The following is a 15,855-nucleotide window of genomic DNA, read 5'->3' on the forward strand; positions in this document are numbered from 1 at the left end:
CTCCGCGCCCGCCCTTTCCGTTTCCGTTGCCGGGGTCAGTTCACCGCGACGGTGAAGACGTGGAGATCAGTGTTGTCGGGCAGCCGCACCTTCGTGATGGTCTTGCCGGCCGGGGCGGCGAAGGGCTTGGTGGCGAAGACGTACGTCTTCACCGGGTCCTTGTCCGCGCCCGCGACATTGCGGTACGCGGCCGCGGCGACGGTCTCGTTGCCGTACTGGACGGTGCCGCCTCCGCCGCCGACGGTCCAGTCGGTGAAGGAGAGATCGACGAGTTCGGTGGTGCCGTCGGTGTAGGTGACGGTCGCCTTGGTCTGCTGGTTTCCGTTGACCGCGCTGCCGATGAAGGACAACTGGGACGCGGGCTGGGCGAGTTCGATGGTCTGGCCGGTCGCCGAGGCGTTGTCGGGGCGGCCGGACGGGGACTCGGGCCAGGTGTAGGTGAGGCCGCCGGACAGCGTGCCCTGGTGGCCCGCGGTCAGCCCCGCGGCGGCGAGGGCCTGGCGGGAATAGCTCCAGCCGCCGCCGTCGTAGTCGCCCTCGTCGTGGTCACCGACGTCGTCCGTGACGCCGGTGTTGTTGTAGGCGGCGAGAAGGGAGCCGGGAGCGGCGACGGTGAGGGACACCGGCTGCTCGTAGGAGGTGTCGGCCGAGGTCACCGTGACCTTGACGTCGTAGAAGCCCTGCGTGGCGTCGGAGCCGGCGGTCAGGGTGATCGACTGTGTGCCGTCAACCACCGTGCCCTCGGCGGGCGTTGCCGTCACGCCGTCCGGCACGTCGACGGTGAAGCGGACCTCGGGGCCGGTCCCGCCGCTCAGGGCGAGGGCGCGGATGTCGAGCTTGGTGCTGCCGCCGGGCGCGAGCGTGGCCGTCGTCGGGCCCACGCCGATCTGATAGGGCTGCTCGCCTTCACGGAAGGAGGGCGGGGCGGAGGCCTCGCTGCTGCCCCACTGCTTGTTGGGGGTGGCACCCAGCGTGTAGTCGAGCGTGCCGCCGTTGCGGACGAAGGACGCCGGGAGCCAGGCACGGTCGCTGGTACGGCCGTTGACCTTCAGCGACTGGACATACGGGGTGTCGGCGGACGCGCCCGTCGCGCGGATCTTGATGTCGGCGCCGCCCGGACGGTCGATCTCGACCCGCGGGAACAGCGGTGAGGCCAGGGTGAGTTCGGCGCGGGAGGGCACCTGGGGGTACATGCCGAGCGCGGAGAAGACGTACCAGGACGACATGGCGCCGAGGTCGTCGTTGCCGGGGATGCCGCCCGGCCCGGTGGACCAGAGCTCGTTCATGGCCGCGCGGACGGTCTCCTGCGTCTTGTAGGGCGCGCCTGCGTAGGCGTACAGGTAGGGCACATTGATCGACGGCTCGTTGTCGAGTTCCGACTTGTCGCCGCCGCTGCCCGTGAACGCCCAGCTGCCGTCGGCGTTGTGGAAGAAGGTGTCCAGCCGGTTCAGGGCCGCGTCCTTGCCGCCCATGGCCGCGAAGAGGCCTGCGGGGTTGTGCTGGACCATCCAGGTGTACTGGGCCGCCGTACCCTCCACGAAGCCGTTGCCGGTCGCCGGGGTGAAGCCGGTGACCCAGCTGCCGTCCGCCTTGCGGTTGGCGATGTAGCCGCCCGTCGGGTCGGCCGCGATGTTGAAGTTGTTCTGCCACCACTGGGAGCGGGTGGCGAACTCGGCCGCCGTCTCCTTCTCGCCTGCCGCCGTGGCCAGTTGGGAGATCGCGAAGTCCGCGCCGGACATCTCCAGGGTCTCGGCGGCGCCGCCCCAGGCGTTGGACACCGACGGCATGTACTGGTTTTCCAGGTACTTGTCGAGCGACGGGCGCTGGCCCACCGAGAGGACCGGCTTGCCCGCGGACGAGAGGTCCTGCTCGGTCGGTACGGTCGCCGCCTTCACCAGCGAGTCGAGGGCGCCGTCCAGATCGAAGTTCGTGCCTCCGAAGGCCCGGATGCCGGCCAGTGCCGTCGGCGAGGGGTCACCGTTCATGACGTGCGTGCCGCTAGCCCCGTGCAGCCAGCGGTCCCAGATCCCGCCGTTCTGCCCCGCCAGTTCGAACAGCGACTGCGCGATGTCCGAGCCGGTGTCCGGGCTGACCAGGGTCAGCAGCTGGACCTGGGAGCGGTAGACGTCCCAGCCGGAGAAGGTGCCGTACTGGGCCTTGTGGCCCCGGCTCACGGTGTGGACCTTGTCGTCGCTGCCTCTGTATCTGCGGTCGGCGTCACTGATGACGTTCGGGTGCAGAAGGGCGTGGTAGAGCGCGGTGTAGAAGGTGGTGCGCTCGGTGTCCGTGCCGCCGCCGACCTTGATCGCGTCGAGCTGGTCGCGCCAGGCTTGGTGGGCGGCGTCCTGGACCGAGGCGAAGGAGCGGGACGGCGGGTTCTCGGCCGCGAGGTTGGCCTTGGCGCCCGCCGGACTGACGTACGAGATACCGACCTTGACGTTCACGGGGCCGGTGCCGGGTTCGAACTCCACATAGCCGCCGGCGCCCTTGCCCGCGACCGGACGGCCGCCGGTGGCGAATCCGCCGGTGCCGCCGGTGGCCTCGGTGGATCCGGGGCTCAGCTTGTCGTCCTGCCAGGTGCCGGTCGCCTTGAAGTCACGGTCGAAGCTGGCGGTGAAGTAGAGGGTGTAGTAAGCGCGCTGGCCCTCGGGGTCGAGGTATCCGCAGAAGTCGCCGGAGGTGACGGAGCCGGAGACCGTGCGGGTCGCCGGGTCGATCTTCACGTCCGAAGTCGTTGAGCCCACTTCGGAGTTGGCGGTGCGGATCAGCAGCGAGGCGGGCTTGTCGGCGGGGTAGGTGAACTGGCCCGAGCCCGTCCGCGCGGTCGCCGTGAGGTCGGCGGTGACACCGGAGGAGAGGCCCACCTTGTAGTGACCGGGCTCCGCGGTCTCGTCGGTGTGCGAGAAGTCGGAGGCGTACACCGCGTCCTTGGTGTCGCTCGCCGGGGACGAGGTGACCTCACCCGCGTACGGGAAGAACGGGATGTCCCCGCTGCCGCCCGCACAGCCCGTGCCGGACATGTGGGTGAGACTGAAGCCGCGGATGCGGGTGGCGTCGTACTGGTAACCGCCGGGCGCGGCCGTGCTGGTGGCGCTGCCCCGGGTGTTCTCGGGGCTCCAGGAGAGCATGCCGAAGGGCACGACGGCGCCGGGGAAGACGTTGCCGAGGTTCTTGGTGCCGATGAGCGGGTCTACGTAGGTGGTGGGGTCCCGGACGAGGTCCGGGGCGGGGGCGCTGGCGGCCACCGCGGGGGTGATCCCACCGGCCGCCAGGGCGACGGCCAGCAGGATGGATGACGGACGGAAACGCATGACGCGGCCCCTCCTCCTTCGGACGGGTCGCGCACCACAGGTCGCACAAGCCGCTCGGACAGTAACGTGCGCCACGCGTACCACGGAAGAGCGCGTTCGCAGCCGCAGGCTCGCCCGGCGGCCACCTCGATGGCCGAGCACGCACTTTGACCACCGTCAAGTGGCTTGACATCGTTGTCCGTTGACGCGATAGAGTCATGCACAGACCAATAGACAACGTTGTCGCGCACCACGGTCGAATCAAGCCACGCACAAGCCACGTCAAGCCAGGTAGCAGCAGCCCCGTACAAGTCGCGCTCGTGCGATGCGAGAAGCGACGCACGAAGAGACACGCAAGGTCATACGAAGCCACGCACCAACCCGGGCCGGCCCCCCCGTGCCCTGCCCGGGCTCGCGGACCGGGTGAGTCCCGAAAAGCCCACCCGGTCCGCCCCGAGCCGCACGCCCGTGGGCTACTACCCGAGCCTTGCGGCCATGGGCCCGTCCCCTACGGGCGGCCGTGCGCGGACGACTCCGGCGCGGCGACCCTGGCCACGTCCGAAGGGAACGGAGCCAGCGATTCCGCCAGGGCGGAAGGGAGCCGGGCGACCGGACCCGACCCGGCCGAGAGCAGCGCCGGCCGGCCCACGGTCGGCAGGAAGACCGCGAACTCCGTGTGCCCCGGCTCGCTCTGAACCTCGATCAGGCCGCCGTGCGCCGCCGTGATGGCCTCGACGATGGCCAGCCCGAGTCCGGACCCGCCGTCCGCCACACCGCTGCGGGCGCGGGAGACGTCGCCCCGGGTGAACCGCTCGAAGACGCTGGGAAGCAGGTGCGGCGGGATGCCGGGGCCGTCGTCGCGGACGCGGACGACGCAGTGTGCCTCCGCGGCCTCCACCGAGGCGACGACCGTGGTGCCAACAGGCGTGTGCACACGGGCGTTGGCCAACAGGTTGGCCAGCACCTGATGCAGTCGGGCCTCGTCCCCGAGGACGAGAGCCGGGGAGTCAAGGAGCAGCCCGAGCTGCCAGTGATGGCTGTCCCCCGCCGCCCGCGCGTCCCACACCGCCTCCGCGACGAGCGCGGCGAGGTCCACCTCGGTCGACTCCAGGGGCCGCCCCTCGTCGAGCCGGGCGAGCAGCAACAGGTCCTCGACGAGTCCGGTCATCCGCGCCGACTCGGCGGAGACCCGCCGCCAGGCCAGGGTGGCTTCGATCCGCTCGGTGCCGCGGTTCATGAGTTCCGCGTATCCGGCGATCGAGGCGAGTGGTGTGCGGAGTTCGTGGCTGGCGTCCGCCAGGAAGCGGCGCATGCGTTCCTCGCTGCGCCGGCGTTCGGTGAGCGAGGTCTCGACGTGGTCGATCATGCGGTTGAGGGCGGCGCCGACCTGGCCGGCCTCGCTGCCGGGGTCGGTGTCGCGCTCGGGCACCCGGATGAGACCGGTGACCTGGCCGTGGCCCAGCGGGGAACGCGACACCTCGACGGCGGTCGCGGCGACCCGGCCGAGCGGACGCAGCTGACGTCTGATGACGACGGCGCAGACACAGCCGGCGACGACGAGCCCGGCGGCCGCCACCACGGCCTCGACCAGGACCAGAGCCCTGATCATCTCCTGGACGTCGTCCATCGGAAGGCCGGTGAGGACGGGGCGCCCGTCGGCGTCGAGGACGGTGACCCGGTAGGTGCCGAGGCCGGGGACGGTCCTGGTGTGCAGCGAGCCGTCGGGGTCGAGCCCTTCGAGGGCGGCGCGTTGTTCGGCGGTGAGCGCCTCCTCATGACCCGCGCCGGTCACGACCTCGGCGGCGAGGACGTTCCCTTTGTCGTCGAGCCGGGCGGCGACCGTACCCACGGCCTGCCCCTGTTCCTTGAGGAAACCGAGGTCGGTGTCGTTGCCGGGCCCGACCTGGACCCCGCCCTCGCTGCGCTCGGCGGCGTTCCTGACGCGCTGGTCGAGGTCGCCGAGCAGGTAGGCGTGCTGTGCGAGGACCGTGGTGAGGGACATGGCCACGCACACGGCGATGAGTGTGGCGCTGATGAAGACGAGGAGCCGGGTGCGCAGGGACCTTCCTTGCAGCCGCCTCCACAGCGACCGCTTCGGCGGGCGTGCCCGCGGCGGCGACTCCGGTACCCGGGCCCGTATGACGGTCATCTGCCCTCCTCCGCCGGCCTGATGGCATAGCCCGCCCCGCGCACGGTATGGATCATGGGCGTACGGCCCTTGTCGATCCGCGTCCCGTCGGGCACGACGGCGTGCGAGGCACGGCCGCGCGTGGTGCGCGGCGCGCTCTCCCCGTCGGCCGCCGCAGAGGGCCGTCGGTCGGCCTCCGGGACGGCTACGGAGCGCAGTTCCGTGAGGCCGGGTTCGTCATCGACGATCGGCACGTGTACACGGTCGCTTCGGGTGCCAGACATGTGACGATCCTGTCCCGGTCTGCTGGGGGAATCCTGTGTTCCGCCTGAGATGAGCCCATGTCCCCAAGTCGTGATACGGGGGAAATGACAGCGGGCCGCACCCCCGTCTCCGGGGATGCGGCCCTCAACTGCCTTGCCGTACCGCTTACTTGACTGCCTATGTGACCGCTTGGTTGCGGATCAGGCCGCTTACTTGCGGATCAGGCTGCGCAGCACGTACTGCAGGATGCCGCCGTTGCGGTAGTAGTCGGCCTCGCCGGGGGTGTCGATGCGGACGACCGCGTCGAACTCCACGCCGGTGTCGGTGGTGACCTTGACCGTACGGGGGGTGGTTCCGTCGTTCAGCTCGGTGATGCCGGCGAAGGAGAAGGCCTCCTCGCCGGTCAGGCCGAGGGTCTCGGCGGACTGGCCCGCCGGGTACTGCAGCGGGATGACGCCCATGCCGATCAGGTTCGAGCGGTGGATGCGCTCGTAGGACTCGGCGATGACGGCCTTGACGCCGAGCAGCGCGGTGCCCTTGGCGGCCCAGTCGCGGGACGAGCCGGAGCCGTACTCCTTGCCGGCCAGGATGACCAGCGGGGTGCCCTGCTCGATGTAGTTGCGCGAGGCGTCGTAGATGAAGGCGACCGGAGCGCCCTCGACGGTGAAGTCGCGGGTGTAGCCGCCCTCCGTACCCGGCGCGATCTGGTTGCGCAGGCGGATGTTGGCGAAGGTGCCGCGGATCATGACCTCGTGGTTGCCACGGCGCGAGCCGTAGGAGTTGAAGTCACGCCGCTCGATGCCGTGTTCGGTGAGGTACTTGCCGGCCGGGGTGTCGGCCTTGATGGCACCGGCGGGCGAGATGTGGTCCGTCGTCACCGAGTCGCCCAGCTTGGCGAGCACGCGGGCACCGGTGATGTCGGTGACCGGGGACGGCTCCTGCGCCATGCCCTCGAAGTACGGGGGCTTGCGGACGTAGGTGGACTGCGGGTCCCACTCGAAGGTGTTGCCGGTCGGGATCTCCAGCGCCTGCCACTGGGCGTCGCCCGCGAAGACGTCGGCGTAGGACTTGTTGAACATGTCCTCGCCGATGGCGTTCGCCACGACGTCGTTGACCTCGGCCTCGGTCGGCCAGATGTCTTCCAGGTAGACCGGCTTGCCGTCCTGGTCGGTGCCCAGGGCGTCCTTGGTGATGTCCACCTTCATGGAGCCCGCGAGCGCGTAGGCGACGACCAGCGGCGGGGAGGCCAGGTAGTTCATCTTGACGTCGGGGTTGATCCGGCCCTCGAAGTTGCGGTTGCCGGAGAGCACCGCGGCGACGGCCAGGTCGTGCTCGTTGACCGCCTTGGAGACCTCCTCGGGCAGCGGGCCCGAGTTGCCGATGCAGGTGGTGCAGCCGTAGCCGACGAGGTTGAAGCCGACCTTGTCGAGGTAGGGGGTGAGCCCCGCCTTGTCGAAGTAGTCGGTGACGACCTTGGAGCCCGGGGCGAGGGTGGTCTTGACCCACGGCTTGCGGGTCAGGCCCTTCTCCACGGCCTTCTTCGCGACGAGCGCGGCGGCGACCATGACGTACGGGTTCGAGGTGTTGGTGCAGGAGGTGATCGCGGCGACGGTGACGGCGCCGTGGTCGATCTCGTACGTCGAACCGTCGGGGGCCGTGACCGTGGTCGGGCGGGTCGGTACGCCGTTGGTCGCGGCCGGGGCGTCGGAGGCCGGGAAGGACTCCTTGCCGGCCTCGTCGTCGTCCTCGACGTAGTTGCGGACGTCCTGCGCGAACTGCTGCGCGGCGTGGGCGAGGACGATGCGGTCCTGCGGGCGCTTGGGTCCGGCGATCGAGGGGACGACCGTGGCGAGGTCGAGTTCCAGCTTCTCGGAGAAGTCGGGCTCGGCGGCCGGGTCGAGCCAGAGGCCCTGCTCCTTGGCGTACGCCTCGACGAGCGCGACCTGCTGCTCGTCGCGGCCGGTCAGGCGCAGGTACTTCAGGGTCTCGTCGTCGATCGGGAAGATCGCGGCGGTGGAGCCGAACTCCGGCGACATGTTGCCGATGGTGGCGCGGTTGGCGAGGGAGGTGGCGGCGACGCCCTCGCCGTAGAACTCGACGAACTTGCCGACGACGCCATGCTTGCGCAGCATCTCGGTGATCGTGAGGACCAGGTCGGTGGCGGTGGTGCCGGGCGTGAGCTCACCGGTGAGCTTGAAGCCGACGACGCGCGGGATGAGCATCGAGACCGGCTGGCCGAGCATCGCGGCCTCGGCCTCGATACCGCCGACGCCCCAGCCCAGGACGCCCAGGCCGTTGACCATCGTGGTGTGCGAGTCGGTGCCGACGAGGGTGTCGGGGTAGGCCTGGCCGCCGCGGACCATGACCGTACGGGCCAGGTGCTCGATGTTGACCTGGTGGACGATGCCGGTGCCCGGGGGGACGACCTTGAACTCGTCGAAGGCGGTCTGGCCCCAGCGCAGGAACTGGTAGCGCTCCTTGTTGCGGCCGTACTCCAGCTCGACGTTCTGCGCGAAGGCCTCGTGCGTGCCGAACTTGTCGGCGATCACCGAGTGGTCGATGACCAGCTCGGCCGGCGCCAGGGGGTTGATCTTCGCCGGGTCACCGCCGAGCTCCTTGACGGCCTCACGCATGGTGGCGAGGTCCACGACACAGGGCACGCCGGTGAAGTCCTGCATGATCACACGGGCGGGCGTGAACTGGATCTCCTGGCTGGGCTGCGCCTGGGAGTCCCAGCCACCGATGGACCGGATGTGGTCGGCGGTGATGTTCGCGCCGTCCTCGGTGCGGAGGAGGTTCTCCAGCAGCACCTTCAGGCTGTACGGAAGGCGAGCCGAGCCTTCCACCTTGTCCAGCCGGAAGATCTCGTACGACTCGTCGCCCACCTGCAGCGTGCTGCGGGCGTCGAAGCTGTTCGCCGACACGACAGTCTCCTTCATGCATATATGTGCGCTTGCTACCGCATCCTGCCGCCACGGCGTCTCGACGATCCGCTAAGGTAAGGCTAAGTTAGGCATGCCTTACTGGAGTGGCGGCTTTCGGTGCGCCTCGGCAGATATCTCGATGTCGAGATAACTCTAGTACATGGGCGTGGGCTGGTCATGCCCGGCCTCTTTCGGGGTACCCGGTGTCAACCGGGAACCACCCGGCGTAACCGCCACAAAGAGGGGGCACCCATGCCGCTTACGTTCCGCAAGAGTTTCCGAATCTTTCCCGGAGTGCGGCTGAACATCAATCGCAAGTCGATGTCCATCACCACCGGCGAGGGCCGTGGACCCCGGCACACCCGCAGCACCACCGGGCGCCGGACCACCTCGCAGAACCTGCCGGGCCCCTTCGGGTGGCGACGCACCAGGACCAAGCGGGACAGCTGACTGGGGGACAACTGACTGTCGGAACCGCCGACAGCAGGACCGGCGCCGCGGCGGCGGAGCGCGCACGCCGGTGGGCGGGGGGGCGAACTCCCCCGCCCCCGGCCCGCGATGGGGCCGACACTCGGATGGGCGCGCTCCGTTTCTTTTTATCTCACAAGAGATATACGGTCGCGCCATGGCAGACGACTACCTCGTACGCATCGGCAAGCTCATCCGTGACGCCCGGCAGCACCGGGGCTGGACACAGTCGCAACTTGCCGAGGCACTCGGCACCAGCCAGAGCGCCGTCAATCGCATCGAACGCGGCAACCAAAACATCAGCCTTGAGATGATCGCCCGAATCGGTGAAGCCCTGGACAGCGAGATCGTCTCTCTGGGCTACGCGGGTCCGATGCATCTGCGCGTGGTCGGCGGACGTCGTCTGTCCGGTTCGATCGACGTCAAGACCAGTAAGAACGCGTGCGTGGCGCTGCTGTGCGCGACGCTGCTCAACAAGGGGCGCACGGTGCTGCGCCGGGTAGCGCGTATCGAAGAGGTGTACCGCCTTCTGGAGGTACTCGGCTCGATCGGCGTCCGCACCCGCTGGATCAACGACGGGGTCGACCTGGAGATCGTGCCCCCGAGCGAGCTGGACATGGAGTCGATCGACGCCGAGGCCGCCGTACGTACCCGGTCCATCATCATGTTCCTCGGCCCCCTGCTGCACCGGATGGACCGCTTCAAGCTGCCGTACGCGGGCGGTTGCGACCTGGGCACCAGGACGATCGAGCCGCACATGATCGCGCTGCGCCGCTTCGGTCTTGACATCGCCGCCACCGAGGGGATCTACCACGCGCAGGTGGACCGCTCGGTCTCCCCCGGCCGCCCGATCGTGCTGACCGAGCGCGGCGACACGGTGACCGAGAACGCGCTGCTCGCCGCCGCCCGCCACGACGGCGTGACCGTCATCCGCAACGCCTCCTCCAACTACATGGTCCAGGACCTGTGCTTCTTCCTGGAGGCCCTGGGCGTACGGGTCGAGGGCATCGGCACCACGACGCTCACCGTGCACGGCGTGCCCAACATCGACGTGGACGTGGACTACTCGCCCTCCGAGGACCCGGTCGAGGCGATGAGCCTGCTGGCCGCCGCGGTGGTCACCGAGTCCGAGCTGACGGTGTGCCGGGTGCCGATCGAGTTCCTGGAGATCGAGCTCGCGGTGCTTGAGGAGATGGGCCTCGACCACGACCGTACGGCCGAGTACTTCGCGGACAACGGCCGTACGCGCCTGATCGACCTCACCGTCCGGCCCTCCAAGCTGGAGGCGCCGATCGACAAGATCCACCCGATGCCGTTCCCGGGCCTGAACATCGACAACGTCCCGTTCTTCGCGGCCATCGCGGCCTCCGCGCAGGGCAAGACGCTGATCCACGACTGGGTCTACGACAACCGCGCGATCTACCTGACGGACCTCAACCGCCTCGGCGGCCGGCTCCAACTCCTCGACCCGCACCGGGTCCTGGTCGAGGGCCCGACCCGCTGGCGCGCCGCCGAGATGATGTGCCCGCCCGCGCTGCGGCCCGCCGTGGTCGTGCTCCTCGCCATGATGGCGGCCGACGGCACCTCCGTCCTGCGGAACGTGTACGTCATCAACCGCGGCTACGAGGACCTCGCCGAGCGGCTCAACTCGATCGGCGCGCAGATCGAGATCTTCCGGGACATCTGAGCGGCCGACGCCGTTCAGCGGCTGAACTCCCGCTGCCCGCAGGCAGCGGGGGTCAGCTCAGCAGCAGTGACCTGGGCTGGGCGGAGAGCGCCCGGTCCAGGACCAGGGACGCGGCTCCCACCGCGGCGACGTTCTCGCCCAGCGTGGTCGAGACGACCGTCGTCGGATGGGTCGCCCGGACGAACGGGGACCGTGCGACCATCGGCTCGATGGTGGCCAGGAGACGGTCGGCGAGCAGCCGCCAGGTCGGTCCGCCGAAGACGACGGTGTCGACGTCCAGCAGCGTCGCGGCGGCGCAGACTCCCCGGCCGATCCGGATCGCCAGGCGCTCGATGATGCCGTCCGCCCGTGTCTCCCCGTCGGCGGCGAGCTCCGCCAGCCGTTCCAGGCCCCGCTGGGCGTCGGCCGGATTCGTCACGGTGTACTCGGCGCCCAGCACGCCCAGGGCGATGGCCTCCTCGACGAGTGTCCGCGTGGAGCACGCCGCGCCGAGGCCGCCGACCTCACCCGCGTTCCCGGAGGCGCCGCGCAGCACGGTGTCCTCCACCACGAGCCCCATCCCGGATCCGGTGCCGAGGTAGAAGAAGAGCAGGTTGCGGCTGTCGTTGGCCGCTCCCCTCCAGCGCTCGGCGACGACGGCGGCGGTGACGTCCTTGTCCAGGAGCGCCGGGAATCCGGTCGCCTCGCTGAGCTTGTCGCGCAAGGGGTAACGGCCCCAGCCGCGCAGCTCGGGAGGGTCCACGACCCAGCCCGCGGCCGCATCGATGGGTCCCGGGGCGGCGATCCCGAGGCCCAGGATCCGCTCCCGGTCGGCGCCCGACTCCGCCACGATCGCGGATACCGAGGCGGCCATGTCCGCGACGGTCCCGTCGGTGTCGCCGCCGCTGGGCGTTCGTTCGCTGCGCTGCGCCACGACCGTGCCGAGCAGATCCACCAGGACACAGGTGATGACCGCCGGGTCGAGATGGACTCCCACCGCGTAGCGGGATGCCGGAACGATTTCGAGGAGGGTACGGGGCTTGCCGCTGCCCATGCTCTGCTTCCCCGACTCCCGCGCCACGCCCTGGTCGAGCAGCCGGCGGGTGATGTTCGAGACGGTCTGCGCGGACAGCCCGGTTGCCTGGGCGAGTTCCACCCGGCTCAGCCCCGCGGAGTGCCGGCGGATGGCGTCCAGGACCACCGACTCGTTGAAGTCACCGACGCGCGGCAGGTTGGTGCCGCGCCGGATCGTGGACCTTCCGGTGCCCGCCGTCATGCTCGTCAACGTACTTCTCCCTGCCTCGGGCGGCGGCAGCCCGCTTCCGCTCCTCCGACGCATCCAGTTGGCTGAATGCTATGACAAAGCTGTGATGTCCCGGGCGGACCTTGCCCGCCCAGGACATCCGCACCATGGATCAGCCGCTCCCCCTCCCCCCGTCGGCCGGGCGCAGCCGTAGCGTGCGGATCTGGAAGGGCCTGAGCCCGAGGTCGGTGACCGCCGCGTCGGACGCGAGGGCCAGCTCTCGTTGCGGCTGCTCCAGCAGGTCGCAGTCGAATACGGCGGCAAGGGCGAACCCCGCCGACAGCCGCGCCGTGGCCGCTCCCCCGCACGCCTCGTACAGGCGGACCACGACATCGCCGCTGCGGTCGTCCGCGAGCTTGACCGACTCGACCAGCACGTCGGTGTTGTCGAGTGCGACCAGCGCCGGAGCCTCGGCCAGGGCGGGCCGCAGGGGCAGGTTGAGCGCGTAGCCCCCGGCGATGGCCTCCTCGATCCCGGCGCCGGCGAGCAGCGCGTAGCTGAAGCGGTGCCTGCCGCGGTCGGCCTCCGGGTCGGGGCTGTGCGGCGCCCGGAGCAGCGAGAGCCGCACCGTCGTGGTGGTGCCGCCCTCCTCGCGGGTGTCGCGGCGTACGTCGTGACCGTAGGTGGAGTCGGTGAGCAGGGCCGCGCCCCAGTGCCGCTCACCCACGTGCACCCAGCGGTGCGCCCAGAGTTCGAAGCGTGCCGCGTCCCAGCTGGTGTTCTCGTGTGTGGGCCGCTGCACATGGCCGAACTGGATCTCGGCGCTCTCCCGTTCCGCGTGTACATCGAGCGGCCAAGCCGCCTTCAGCACGGTGTCGCGTTCCTGCCAGTCGATGTCGTTGCGGACGGTCACCTGCCTGCTCTCGGCGGCGAGTTCGACGTACTGGACGAACCGGGAGGATCCATGGGCGCGCTCGACCCGCACCGACGCCAGCAGCGGTCCTTCGTCCACGAGCGCCACCGACTCGGCCTCGTCCAGGTCGGTGCCGGTGTCGCGGTAGTACGTGTCGATGTTCCACGCCGACCACAGATTGGGGTCGTCGGGATGGAGTTGGAGGAGGTTGCCGACGGTGCCGGGAGCGATCGACTCCCGCTGGGCGGTGTGGTCGTACACCGAGGTGAGCAGGCCGCGCCGGTCGACGACGACCGTCAGCACCCCGTTGCCGAGGACGAAACCACCGTCCTTCGCGGCGGCGGTGACACTCGCCTTGGGCTCGTCCACCGTGCCGCCGGAGGCGAGGGCGGCGACCTCCGCGAGTACGGCCGTACGGCCGTCCGACAGGCGCTGCCCGCCGGTGAATTCGGGGACGACCACCACCTCGCGACGCGCCGACGGCCCGGCGTTGAGGAGCGCGGGACCTCCAGGCAGGTGCCCGACCGCGTCGGCGATCACCGCTTCGAGTTCGGTGTGGATCTCGGCGTACTCGCGCTCGGCCTGGCGGTGCACCCAGGCGATGGACGAGCCGGGCAGGATGTCGTGGAACTGGTTGAGCAGGACCCGCCGCCACAGCGACTCCAGCCGCTCGTACGGGTACGGGGCGCCGGCCTGTACCGCTGCCGTGGCCGCCCAGAGTTCGGCCTCGCGCAGCAGCGCCTCGCTGCGCCGGTTGCCGCGCTTGGTGCGGGCCTGACTCGTGTAGGTACCGCGATGGTTCTCCAGATACAACTCGCCTCGCCATACGGGGAGTTGGTCGCGCTCGGCACGGGCCGCCGCGAAGAACTCGTCGGGCGACTCGACCACCACCTTCGGTGAGCCTTCGAGGTCGCGCAGCCGGCGCGCCTTCTCCAGCATCGAGCGGGTGGGACCACCACCGCCGTCACCGTGGCCGAACGGGGCCAGCGAACGGGTGGCCACCCCCTTGTCCGCGAAGTTGCTCTCCGCGTGGGCGAGTTCACGTGCCGTGAGAGAGGCGACGTAGCTGTCGACGGGCGGGAAGTGGGTGAAGACGCGTGTTCCGTCGATGCCTTCCCAGTCGAAGGTGTGGTGCGGCAGCCGGTTCGTCTCGTTCCACGAGAGTTTCTGGGTGAGGAACCACTCGGCCCCTGCCAGCCTGGCGAGTTGGGGGTAGGCGGCGGTGTACCCGAACGAGTCGGGCAGCCATACGCCCTTCTGCTCGACGCCGAACTCCTCCGCGAAGAAGCGCCGCCCGTAGACGAGTTGACGTGCCAGCGCCTCGCCGCCGGGGAGATTGCCGTCGGCCTCGACCCACATCCCGCCGACGGGCACCCAGTTGCCGTCGGCCGCCGCCTTCTTCATCCGGGCGAAGATCTCCGGCCGCTGCTCCTTCATCCACGCGTACTGCTGGGCCGAGGAACAGGCGAAGACCAGCTCGGGGTACTCCTCGGCCAGGGTGGTCATGTTGGTGAAGGTGCGCGCGCACTTGCGTACGGTCTCCCGGACCGGCCACAGCCAGGCCGAGTCGATGTGGGCGTGGCCGACCGCGGCGACCGTGTGCGCGGAGGCGTGCGCGGGCCGGGAGAGCACATCGGCGAGCAGATCACGGGCCGCCGCCGCGGTGTTCGGCACGTCGTTCGGGTCGACGGCCCCGGCGGCCCGGCGCAGGGCATGGAGGATCTCGTGGCGTCGGGAGGAGCCCAGCGGAAGCTCGTGCATCAGCTCGTCGAGCACCTCGATGTCGTGGATGAGGTGCCATACGTCGTCCTCGCGCACCGCGATCTCGGCCTGTTCGAGCCGGTAGAGATGCGCGGTGCCGGCCGTCTCCGGTGAACCGTGGTGGATGTGCAGGCCCGCGCTGGCGACGATCGGCGGGTTGGCCGCCAGCTCGATCAGCAGGTCGACCCGGTCGCCGCCGGTGGCGGAGCCGGCAAGGAGCACGCTGCGGCTGTAGGGGTGCAGGCCCTGCATCGGCGAGCCCTGGGCGTCGTGGACCAGGCCCTCCGCCTGGCCGCCCGGCCCCTTGGTCAGGTCGAAGCCCAGGTCGAAGACGGCCTCGACGCGGCGGCCCGACCACCGCGCCGGGATCTCCGCACTCGCCCGCATCCAGGTCGTCGCCCAAGGGCCGCCCCAGGTCGTGCCGAGCGTGAAGGGGTCGTAGTCGGCGGTCAGCGCGTCGGCCACGGGGACCGGTTCGCCGTCGACGTACCAGGCACTCAGGTCGAGGGGGCGCGCGGCGCTGTAGAGGGCGGGGCGGATCACCCGGTCCAGCAGCTTGCGGATCCGGGCCTCGATGATCCGGCGGTCGTCATGCACGGTGCTGGTCCTTCCAGGCGTCGTACGCGGGATCGGGGGCCGGAAGTCGGATGGTGTCCCGTGTGCCGTCCGGCCAGGTCACCTCCGCGAGCAGGGCGGTGCCGTCGGCGCGGGTGGTGACCTGGGGCAGACCGGTGGGGTCGGTGCCGCCGAGGTGGATCAGGGCGACGTGGACGGTGCCGTGGGCGACGGGGCCCTCCGTCTGCACGACGGGGGTGGCGGATGCGGCACCGAGGGCATTGCTGTCGGTGCCGGCCGAGACGGACCCGCTGGGCAGTCGGTGCACGCCGACGACGACGGACACCAGCCCGTCGGCGCCCACGACACGAGCGGTGGCGCCGCCTGTCACGCCGAGCGTGGTCTCAGGGGTGGTGGCGCCGTTTGTCACGCCGAGGGCGATCTCAGGGGCGCCGATGCCCGCCACGCCGGGCGCGGAGTCCGTCGTCCCGAGCACGGACTCACCAGCGGTCGCACCCTCCGCCGTACCGAGCACCGACCCACCAGCAGTCGCACCCTCCGCCGTACCGAGCACCGACCCACCAGCAGTCGCACCCTCCGCCGTACCGAGCACCGACCCACCAGCAGTCGCACCCTCCGCCGT

8 protein-coding genes and 1 pseudogene are annotated in these 15,855 nt (G+C 70.3%); 2 read left to right on the top strand and 7 right to left on the bottom strand.

The annotated features are described in order from the left end of the window. Nucleotides 1-35: 35 nt before the first annotated feature. The 4 genes from ACFVKT_RS26115 to acnA form a co-directional block, all read right to left on the bottom strand. The gene (locus ACFVKT_RS26115) at nt 36-3,311 is read right to left on the bottom strand and encodes a GH92 family glycosyl hydrolase (RefSeq protein ID WP_385735488.1); all 3,276 of its coding nucleotides are present in this window, start codon (nt 3,309-3,311) and stop codon (nt 36-38) included. Nucleotides 3,312-3,798: 487 nt separating this feature from the next. Continuing rightward, nucleotides 3,799-5,439 carry a sensor histidine kinase gene (locus ACFVKT_RS26120; RefSeq protein WP_385735490.1) on the bottom strand — a complete coding sequence of 547 codons (1,641 nt, stop codon included), beginning with the start codon at nt 5,437-5,439 and terminating at the stop codon, nt 3,799-3,801. Further along, nucleotides 5,436-5,702 (bottom strand): hypothetical protein, encoded by a 267-nt coding sequence (locus tag ACFVKT_RS26125; protein ID WP_385735492.1) that lies wholly within the window; start codon nt 5,700-5,702, stop codon nt 5,436-5,438. Before ACFVKT_RS26125 ends, ACFVKT_RS26120 begins: the two co-directional genes overlap by 4 nt. Before the next feature lie 189 nt (nt 5,703-5,891). Continuing rightward, nucleotides 5,892-8,606 carry an aconitate hydratase AcnA gene (acnA, locus tag ACFVKT_RS26130; RefSeq protein WP_385735494.1) on the bottom strand — a complete coding sequence of 905 codons (2,715 nt, stop codon included), beginning with the start codon at nt 8,604-8,606 and terminating at the stop codon, nt 5,892-5,894. Nucleotides 8,607-8,858: 252 nt separating this feature from the next. Here acnA and ACFVKT_RS26135 point away from each other — a divergent pair, with 252 nt between their 5' ends. Together ACFVKT_RS26135 and ACFVKT_RS26140 are read left to right on the top strand one after the other, a co-directional pair. After that, nucleotides 8,859-9,056, top strand: coding sequence for a DUF4236 domain-containing protein (locus tag ACFVKT_RS26135; RefSeq protein ID WP_385735496.1), 198 nt, complete (start codon nt 8,859-8,861; stop codon nt 9,054-9,056). Between the two features lie 175 nt (nt 9,057-9,231). After that, nucleotides 9,232-10,761, top strand: a complete 1,530-nt coding sequence (locus tag ACFVKT_RS26140) for a helix-turn-helix domain-containing protein (protein WP_385735498.1) — start codon at nt 9,232-9,234, stop codon at nt 10,759-10,761. A gap of 52 nt (nt 10,762-10,813) precedes the next feature. Here the strand turns inward: ACFVKT_RS26140 and ACFVKT_RS26145 are convergent, their stop codons facing one another. The 3 genes and pseudogenes from ACFVKT_RS26145 to ACFVKT_RS26155 form a co-directional block, all read right to left on the bottom strand. Continuing rightward, nucleotides 10,814-12,016, bottom strand: coding sequence for an ROK family transcriptional regulator (locus ACFVKT_RS26145; protein WP_385735499.1), 1,203 nt, complete (start codon nt 12,014-12,016; stop codon nt 10,814-10,816). 139 nt (nt 12,017-12,155) lie between these two features. Beyond that, the gene (locus ACFVKT_RS26150) at nt 12,156-15,254 is read right to left on the bottom strand and encodes an alpha-mannosidase (RefSeq protein ID WP_385735501.1); all 3,099 of its coding nucleotides are present in this window, start codon (nt 15,252-15,254) and stop codon (nt 12,156-12,158) included. Then, a pseudogene (locus ACFVKT_RS26155) lies at nt 15,247-15,855 on the bottom strand (hypothetical protein); the annotation flags it as partial. The pseudogene ACFVKT_RS26155 and the gene ACFVKT_RS26150, both read right to left, overlap by 8 nt.

The organism is Streptomyces sp. NPDC127595 (assembly GCF_042671685.1).
Lineage (GTDB): Bacteria > Actinomycetota > Actinomycetes > Streptomycetales > Streptomycetaceae > Streptomyces.